The 9,016-nt window shown below is 72.0% G+C and carries 2 protein-coding genes; both read right to left on the bottom strand.

The window, feature by feature from the left end:
- Positions 1–38: 38 nt before the first annotated feature.
- A complete protein-coding gene (locus K8638_RS38685) occupies positions 39–1,667 on the bottom strand; it encodes a cyclic peptide export ABC transporter (protein ID WP_223759763.1) in 1,629 nt (542 codons plus the stop codon).
- A complete protein-coding gene (locus tag K8638_RS38680; protein ID WP_223759762.1) occupies positions 1,664–9,001 on the bottom strand; it encodes a non-ribosomal peptide synthetase in 7,338 nt (2,445 codons plus the stop codon). Before K8638_RS38680 ends, K8638_RS38685 begins: the two co-directional genes overlap by 4 nt.
- Positions 9,002–9,016: the final 15 nt, after the last annotated feature.

Here is a 9,016-nt window from a genome sequence, read left to right as displayed (position 1 = left end):
GGCCCTCCGGGGTGGTGCCGGGCCTCCCAGGGCCCGGCTCACGCCGCCTGGCTCTCCGGGGACAGCAGCTTGCCGGACTCGAGCCGGAGGATGCGGTCGGCCACGTGGAAGTACCGGTTGTCGTGGCTGATGACGAGCACCGCGCGGCCCTCACGCTTCAGCTCGGGGAGGAGCTGCTCGTAGAAGACCTCCTTGAAGGTGGGGTCCTGGTCCGCGGCCCACTCGTCGAAGACGTACACGGGCCGGTCCTCCAGCCACGCCACCAGCAGCGCCAGCCGCTTGCGCTGGCCGGTGGACAGGTCCAGCGTGGACAGCCTGCCGTCCCGGACGGTGACCTTCTTGTCCAGGTGCAGGCGCCGCAGGTACTCCTCGGCCTTCCCGTCCCGAAGCGACGGCGGCAGCCCGAGCAGCGTGTCGAACAGGTGGAAGTCGGAGAAGACGGTGGCGAAGTGCTCGCGGTACGGCTCCTGCGCGGACGCCTCCACGCGCTCGCCGTTGAGGCGGATCTCGCCGCTCTCCGGGAAGTACAGGCCCGTTACCAGCTTGGCGAGCGTCGTCTTGCCGCTGCCGTTGCCTCCCACCAGGAACACCACCTCGCCGCGCTCGAGCGACAGGTCGATGGGGCCCAGCGTGAAGCGCTCGTCCTCCTGCTCGCGGTGGTAGCTGTGCGTGACGCCGCGCAGCTCGATGCGCTGGAAGCTGGAGCGCGGCGGCGGCAGGGCGGGCCGCACCGGACCGCCGTCGTCGCCGCCCTGGAAGGCGAGGGACTCCAGCCGGGCCAGGGACACGTTGCCGCGTCCCACCATGGGCACGATGTTGGTGAGCGACTCGAGCGGCTGCTGCAGGTACAGCACCACCAGGGTGTAGGCCACCAGCTCGCTGGGGCTCACCGGCAGGAAGCGGGGGACGACCATCAGCAGCAGGCCGATGACGATGAAGAAGAACAGCAGCCCCCAGCTGTTGGTGAGGACGAGCCGCTGGTTCACCCGCCACTGGAGCTCCTTCAGCTCGCCGGAGGCGCCCTCCAGGTTCTGCCGCATGAAGGACTCACGGCGCTCGCGGTGCAGCTTCAGCTCCTTCATGCCGATGGTGAGCGAGCGCAGGTGCTTGAAGACCTGGTCGTTGACGAGGCGGGCCTTCTCGAAGAGCCCGAAGGCCGGCACCGCCGGCAGCCAGTAGGTCAACAGGCCCACCGCCATCAGCCCCAGGAAGACGAGGAACAGCTTCCAGGACAGCCAGGCCATGTACCCCATGCTGCCGATGACGAGCGCCAGGTTGATGACCATGGTGGGCAGCATCCAGAGGCTCTCGCCCAGGTTCTGCACGTCGTCGGTCAGCATGGCCAGCAGCTTGTGGGCCCCGGACTCCTCCAGCTTGCGCAGCGGCGTGGCCATCATGCGCCGGCTGAAGCTCAGTCGGAGCGCGTACACCGCCTCGAGCTGCAAGCGGGTGAGCGAGAGCTGCGACGCGACGCGGGCCGCCAACGCCACCACGCAGAAGCCGCCGAAGCGCCAGGCGAGCTGGACCGCGTCACCTCCGGACACGGTGAGCATCTCGTGAATCATCGACAGCAGGCCGGTGGTGGCCGCGCCCGCGAGGAGGCCGCAGACGACGGACAGAATCACCAGGAAGCGGGACTGACCGAGCAGGAAACGAAGGAGCCTCATGCGCTCTCCTGGGTGGAAGGCGGGTTGGAAGCGGAGACCGCGTCCAGGCACTCGCGCAGCGTGCGGGCCAGTGTTTCCACGTGGGGAGACCGCAACAGGGTGTAGTGGTTACCGGGTACCTCATGCAGGGCGAGCCCGCCAGAGGTCAGGGAGGCCCAGCCGCGGTCCCCCTGTCCCGGGAGTGAGTCGACGGCGTTCAGCAGGGTCAGCGGCACCGTGTGCGGCGCCGGCACGTAGCGCGCCAGGGCCTTCCGGTGGCTCTCGAAGACGCCACGGAGCGCCTCCAGCCGCTCGCGAGGCACGCCCTGGAGGATGTGGGCCTCGCGGGCCTCCTCCAGCAGCAGGTCCATGAGGGCACCCGGCGCCATGCGCGCGAGCACCTCCTCCGGCTGCGGGAGCTCCAGCCCGGCCATGAGGGCGATGTCCCGCGCGAAGGCCGCCGTCACCGCCGACGGCGACAGGTCCACCGTCCGGGGCAGGGCCGAGGAGTCGATGAGCGCGACCAGCGCCACCTCCTCGCCGCGGGCCTGGAGCTGGCGTGCCATCTCGTGCGCCACCGTTCCGCCGAAGGACCAGCCGCCCAGGTGGTAGGGCCCGGAGGGCTGAACGGTGCGGAGGGCTTCGATGTAGAGGGTGGCCAGCTGCTCGATGGACTCGAGCGGCGCGCCGCCCCCGTCCACGCCCGGAGCCTGGAGGGCGTAGAGCGGCTGGTCCGCTCCCAGCCGCTGGGCCAGCTCCGAGTAGCCGAGGACGCCGCCACCAATCGGGTGCACGAGGAACAGCGGCGGACGGGTGCCCGCAGTGTTGAGGGGCACCAGCGGCGACCAGGGCCGGGCAGGCGCCTCCTCGCGCAGCAGCCGCGCGATGCGCTCCACCGTGGCGCCCCCGAACAGCGAGGCCAGCGGCAGGCCGCGGCCAAGCTGCTGCTGGACTCGCGACATCAGCCTCACCGCCAGCAGCGAGTGGCCACCGAGGGTGAAGAAGTCGTCGTCGATTCCAAGCGGCGAGACGCCCAGCACCTCCTCCCAGAGCCGCACGAGCTGCAGCTCCAGCGCGTCGCGCGGGGCGACGAGGGCGCGTGTGGTGGTCCGCTCGCGTCCCGGCACCGGCAGCGCCTTGCGGTCCACCTTGCCGTTGGCGGAGAGCTTGAAGGCGTCCAGCACCATGACGTGCGAGGGCACCATGAAGTCCGGCAGGCGCTCCCGCGCGAAGCGGGAGAGGACCTCGGGCTCCACGGACTGATTCGCCCTGGCCACGGCGTACGCCACCAGGCGCACGTCGCCGGGCACGTCCTCGCGGGCCATCACCACCGCGTCGGCCACCGCCGGGTGCTGGCGCAGCACGGACTCGATTTCGCCCGTCTCGATGCGGAAGCCGCGCACCTTCACCTGGAAGTCGGTGCGGCCCAGGTACTCCACGCGGCCGTCCGCGCGCCAGCGCACGCGGTCTCCCGTGCGGTACAGGCGCGCGCCCGGCTCGCTGGACAAGGCGTCGGGGATGAACTTCTCCGCCGTCAGGTCGGGCCGGCGCCAGTAGCCACGGCCCACGCCCGCGCCGCCGATGAACAGCTCACCGGCGACTCCCACCGGCACCGGGCGCAGCGTCTCGTCCAGGACGTACAGGCGCACGTTGGAGAGCGGCCCGCCCAGCGTCGGACGCTCGGGGGCGCCGGAGGCCAGGGCCACGGTGGCGTCCACCGTGCACTCGGTGGGGCCGTAGACGTTGAAGAAGCGCGTGGACGGATGCGTGGCCAGCACCGCCCACGTCTCCGCGTCCAGCGCCTCGCCGCCCACCAGCACCCGGCTGGGGCCACCCGCCTTCTTCTCCGCCAGCCCCGCGCGCAGCAGCAGCTTGAGCAGCGAGGGCGAGATGTCGAGCACGTCCAGCCTGTCGCACAGGGCCAGCAGAGCCTCGGCGTCGGTGCGCACCTCCTCGGGGATGATGACCAGCGCGTGGCCGTCCACGAGCTGGATGAGCTGCTTGACGGACGCGTCGAAGGACAGCGGCGCGTTGACGCTCACCCGCAGCGGGCCATTCACCCCGGCGTACACCGTGGAGGCCAGCGCGGCGCGCAGGTTGGCCACCGAGCGGTGCGCAATCATCACGCCCTTCGGCGTGCCCGTGGAGCCGGACGTGTAGAGGACGTAGGCGAGGTTGCCCAGGCCCACCGCCACGTCGGGGCGCCGCGTGGGCTGCGCGTCCAGGTGCTTGCCGTCCGTGTCCAGGCAGACGACGGCCGGAGCCTCCAGGCCCAGCGAGGCGCGCAGGCGCGAGTCGGTGACGAGCACCGGGGCGCGCACGTCGCGGACGAGGAAGTCCAGGCGCGAGCGCGGGTACTTCGGATCCAACGGCACGTAGGCACCACCGGCCTTGAGGATGCCGAGCACCGCCACGAGCTGGAGGGTGGAGCGCTCCAGGCACATCGCGACGGGCACGTCGGGACCGACGCCCAGCGAGCGCAGGTGCCAGGCGAGCTGCGTGGCCCTGCGGTCCAGCTCCCGGAAGGAGAGCCGGTCGTTGCCGGACTCCACCGCGAGCGCGTCGGGCGTCCTGTCCGCCTGCGCCTCGAAGAGGGTGTGCAGGCAGGCCTCGCGCTCCACGGGCATCCGGGTGTCGTTCCACTTCACCAGGAGATGCTCGCGCTCCGCGCCGGAGAGGAGCGGCAGGTCCGCGAGCCGCGTGTCGGGCTCGGCCACGGCGGCGGCCAGCAGCGTGCGGAGGTGGCCGGCCATGCGCTCCACGGTGGCGGCCTCGAAGAGGTCCACCGCGTAGTCGAGGCCGCCCTCGTAGCCATTGGGAGTGCGCGCCAGGCCCAGCGTCAGCTCGAATTTCGAGCTCTGCGCCTGGGCGTCGAAGCCCTTCATGGAGAGGCCGTTGGCGCCGCTGGACTGGGAGGCCTGACCCGAGGACGCCTGGGGCACGTTCTGCAAGGTGAACATCACCTGGAAGAGCGGCGTGCGGCGCAGGTCGCGGGACGGCTGCAGCTCCTCGACGAGCTTCTCGAAGGGCACGTCCTGGTGCGCGTAGGCGCCCAGCGTCGTCTCCCGTACCTTCGCGAGGAGCTGGCGGAACGTCTGCTCCGCCCCCATGCGGGTGCGCAGGACGAGCGTGTTGACGAAGAAGCCGATGATGCCTTCCGTCTCCGAGCGGTTGCGGCCGGCGATGGGCGAACCGACGGAGATGTCGTCCTGGCCGGAGTAGCGGGCCAGCAGCGTCTGGAAGCCCGCCAGCAGCAGCATGAACGGGGTGACACCCTCGCGGCGGGCGAGGGCTTCCAGGGCCTCGGCGACGGGGCCGGCCAGCGACACGGGCACGGAGGCACCACGGCGCGAAGGCACGGCCGGGTGCGGCCTGTCCGTGGGCAGCTCCAGGCCCGCGGGGGCGCCACCGAGCTGCTCACGCCACCAGCCGAGCTGGGACTCCAGCGCGTCGCCGTGCAGCCAGCCGCGCTGCCACGCCGCGAAGTCCGCGTACTGCACGGGCAGCTCGGGCAGCGGCGAGGGACGGCCCTCCGAGTACGCCGCGTAGAGCGCGGTCAGCTCCCGGACGAGGACGCCCATGGACCAGCCGTCGGAGACGATGTGGTGCATCGTCAGCACCAGGACGTGCTCCGTGTCGGCGAGCCTCATGAGCATGGCGCGCAGCAGCGGCCCGTGGGCGAGGTTGAACGGACGCCGGAGCTCCTGCTCCGCGAGCTGGTGGGCCTCGGCCTCGCGCTCCCCGGCGGGAAGCTCCGTCAGGTCCACCGTGCCGAGCGGGAAGTCCACGGGCGGGAAGATGACCTGTGTGGGCTGTCCGTCGGTGGCGACGAAGGTGGTGCGCAGCGACTCGTGACGGCGGACCAGCTCCGTGAAGGCACGCTCCAGCGCCTTCAGGTCCAGGACGCCCATCAGCCGCAGGGCGGAGGGGATGTTGTAGGCGGAGCTCCCCGGCTCGAGCTGGTCGAGGAACCACAGGCGCTGCTGCGCGAAGGACAGCGGCAGCGCTCCCGTGCGAGGCACGGGCACCAGCGGCGGGGCCTGGAGCCCGTGGCCCCTGCGCACGGCGGCGTCGACACGCGCGGCGAGGGCCGCGAGGGTGGGCGCCTCGAACAGGTCGCGCAGCGGCAGCTCCACATGGAAGGTGTCGCGGATGCGCGAGATGACCTGCGTGGCCAGCAGCGAGTGGCCACCCAGCTCGAAGAAGTCGTCCCGTGCACCCACCCTGGCGACGTGGAGCACCTCGGCCCAGAGCGAAGCGAGCAGCTCCTCGGTGGGCGTGGAGGGCGCGACGTAGGAGTCCTCGCTGGAGGCGGAGGTCTCCGGGACTGGGAGGGCCTTGCGGTCCACCTTGCCGGTGGGCGACAGGGGCAGGGCCTCCAGGGTGACGAAGGCGGAGGGCACCATGTACTCGGGCACCCGCGCGGCGAGGTGCTCGCGCAGGGCCTTCGCCTCGAGCGGCTGGCCCGGCTGGGGCACGGCGTAGGCCACCAGGCGCTTGTCGCCGGGCACGTCCTCACGCACGGCGACGACCGCCTCGCGCACGCCCGGGTGCTGGAGCAGGGCGGACTCGATTTCGCCCGGCTCGATGCGGAAGCCACGCAGCTTCACCTGCGTGTCGGCACGGCCGGAGAACTCGAGGCGGCCGTCGGGCAGCCAGCGCGCCACGTCGCCCGTGCGGTACATGCGCGCGCCGGGGACGGACGAGAACGGGTCGGGCACGAAGCGCTCGGCCGTCAGCTCCGGCCGGTGCAGGTAGCCCAGCGCGAGGCCGTCATCGCCAAGGTACAGCTCGCCGCGCACGCCCATGGGCACCGGCCGCAGGTGGCCGTCGAGCAGGTACACGGTGGTGTTGGCGATGGGCCGGCCGATGGAGGCGGTGGCCCCGACCTGCGAAGCGGAGGTGATTTCGTCGCAGGTGGCGAAGGTGGTGCTCTCCGTGGGGCCGTACACGTGCAGGAGCGAGCGGCCGCGCTCCAGGCGCTGGTGGACGCGCGCCACCGGCATCACCTCACCACCGGCCAGGAGCTGGCGCACGCCATCCAGGGACTCCGGATGCTGCGCCATCATCTGGTCGTAGAGGGCGGTGGTGAGGAAGAGGGTGGAGATGGCGTTCGAGGAGATGAAGCGCGCCAGCTCGTGCAGCGACGGCGTCTGCGGCGGGTAGATGACCAGCCGCGAGCCGTGCAGCAGCGCGCCCCACAGCTCGAAGGTGGACGCGTCGAAGGAGATGGGCGCGAGCTGGAGGAAGGTCTCCTCCGGACCGAAGTGGACGTAGGTGGCGCCCATCACCAGGCGGACGATGCCGCGGTGGGGAATCAGCACGCCCTTGGGCCGGCCCGTGGAGCCGGAGGTGTACATGACGTAGGCCGGAGTCTCCGGGCCCACCGCCGAGTCCACGGCGTCCGTGGACACGCCGTCCAGCGACGCCAGCATGTCTTCCAGCACGAGCACTCGGGCCCCGGCCGGCAGGCGGTCGGTGAGCTTGCGCTGTGCCAGCACCACCGCGGGCCGCGCGTCCTCGACCATGAAGGCGAGGCGCTCGCGCGGGTAGGACGTGTCCAGCGGCAGGTAGCCGCCGCCCGCCTTGAGGGTGGCCAGCATCGCCACCACCATCTCCAGCGAGCGCTCTGAGGAGAGACCGGCGAGGACTCCCGGCCGGACTCCCGCTTCACGCAGCCTGCGCGCGAGCTGGTTGGAGCGCGCCTCAAGCTGGCGGTACGTCATCCGCTGGCCCTCGAAGTCGAGCGCCACCGCGTCCGGCGTGCGCGCTGCCTGCGCCGAGAAGAGCGCGTGGACGGTGGCCTCGCGCGGGTAGGACACGGCCGTGTCGTTGAAGGACACCAGCACCCGGGCCCGGTCGAGCTCGGACAGCAGCGGCAGCTCCGACACGCGCTGCCCGGGGTTGGCGGCGATGCCCTCCAGCAGCAGGCGAAGCTGCTCGCTCATCCGCTGGATGGTGGCTGCGTCGAACAGGTCCGTGGCGTAGCTGAACACGCCCTCGAAGCCCGACGGCGTACGCGTGAGCGCCAGCGTCAGCTCGAACTTCTCCGTGCCGCCTTCGACCTCGAGCGGACGGATGGCGAGCGCCCCCTGGCCCTGGCCGGAGCCGGCGGCCGTGTCCATGGGCACGTTCTGCAAGGTGAACATCACCTGGAAGAACGGCGTGCGGCGCGTGTCGCGCGCGGGCTGCAGCTCCTCGACGAGCTTCTCGAAGGGCACGTCCTGGTGCGCGTAGGCACCGAGCGTCGTCTCCCGGACGCGGGCCAGCAGCTCGCGGAAGGGGAGCGCTCCAGCGACGCGGGTGCGCAGGACCAGCGTGTTGACGAAGAAGCCGATGAGGCCCTCCGTCTCCGAGCGGTTGCGGCCGGCGATGGGCGAACCGACGGAGATGTCGTCCTGGCCGGAGTAGCGGGCCAGCAGCGTCTGGAAGCCCGCCAGCAGCAGCATGAAGGGCGTGGCGCCCTCGCGGCGGGCGAGGACCTCCAGGGACTCGGAGAGGGCCGCCGGGAGCGACACGGGCACGGAGGCACCGCGGCGGGACGGCACGGCCGGGTAGGGCCTGTCCGTGGGCAGCTCCAGGGCGGCGGGAGCGCCACCGAGCTGCTCACGCCACCAGGAGAGCTGCGCCTCCAGGGCCTGGTCTTGCAGCCAGCCGCGCTGCCACGCCGCGAAGTCCGCGTACTGCACGGGCAGCGCGGGCAGCGACGCGGGCTGGCCGCTGACGAAGGCGCCGTAGAGCGCGGTCAGCTCGCGCACGATGACGCCCATGGACCAGCCGTCGGAGACGATGTGGTGCATCGTCAGCAGCAGGACATGGTCCTCGCCGGCGAGGCGCACCAGGGTGGCGCGAAGCAGCGGCCCCTGGGCGAGGTCGAAGGGCCGCTGGGCTTCCGCCTCGGCGAGGCGCCGGGCCTCGGCCTCACGCGTCCCGGCGGGCTGCTCCGTCAGGTCCACCGTGGCGAGCGGGAAGGCCCCGGACGCGGAGGCGATGACCTGGACGGGCTGGCCCTGCACCGCGACGAAGGTGGTGCGCAGCGCCTCATGCCGGCGGACCAGCTCCGCGAAGGCGCGCTCCAGGGCCGTGCGGTCCAGGATGCCCACCAGCCGCAACGCGGAGGGGATGTTGTACGTCGCGCTGCCGGGCTCGAGCTGGTCGATGAACCAGAGGCGCTGCTGCGCGAAGGACAGCGGCAGCGTTCCCGTGCGGGACACGGGCACGAGCGGCGGCTGGCGGACGCCCTCGCCGGCGCGCATGGCGGTCTCCACGCGCGTGGCGAGCGCCGCGATGGTCGGGGCCTCGAAGAGGGTACGAAGGGGCAGCTCGACGTGCAGCACGTTGCGCACGCGAGACACGAGGCGGGTCGCCAG

This window comes from Myxococcus sp. RHSTA-1-4 (assembly GCF_020037125.1).
Classification (GTDB): domain Bacteria; phylum Myxococcota; class Myxococcia; order Myxococcales; family Myxococcaceae; genus Myxococcus.
The sequence above is the reverse complement of the archived record's forward strand: the minus strand, read 5'-3'. Positions and strand labels throughout refer to the sequence as shown.

What these genes read in the sequence shown, in the direction of transcription:
- K8638_RS38685 (WP_223759763.1), bottom strand. Translation starts at nt 1,667, where the DNA reads ATGAGGCTCCTTCGTTTCCTGCTCGGTCAGTCCCGCTTCCTGGTGATT.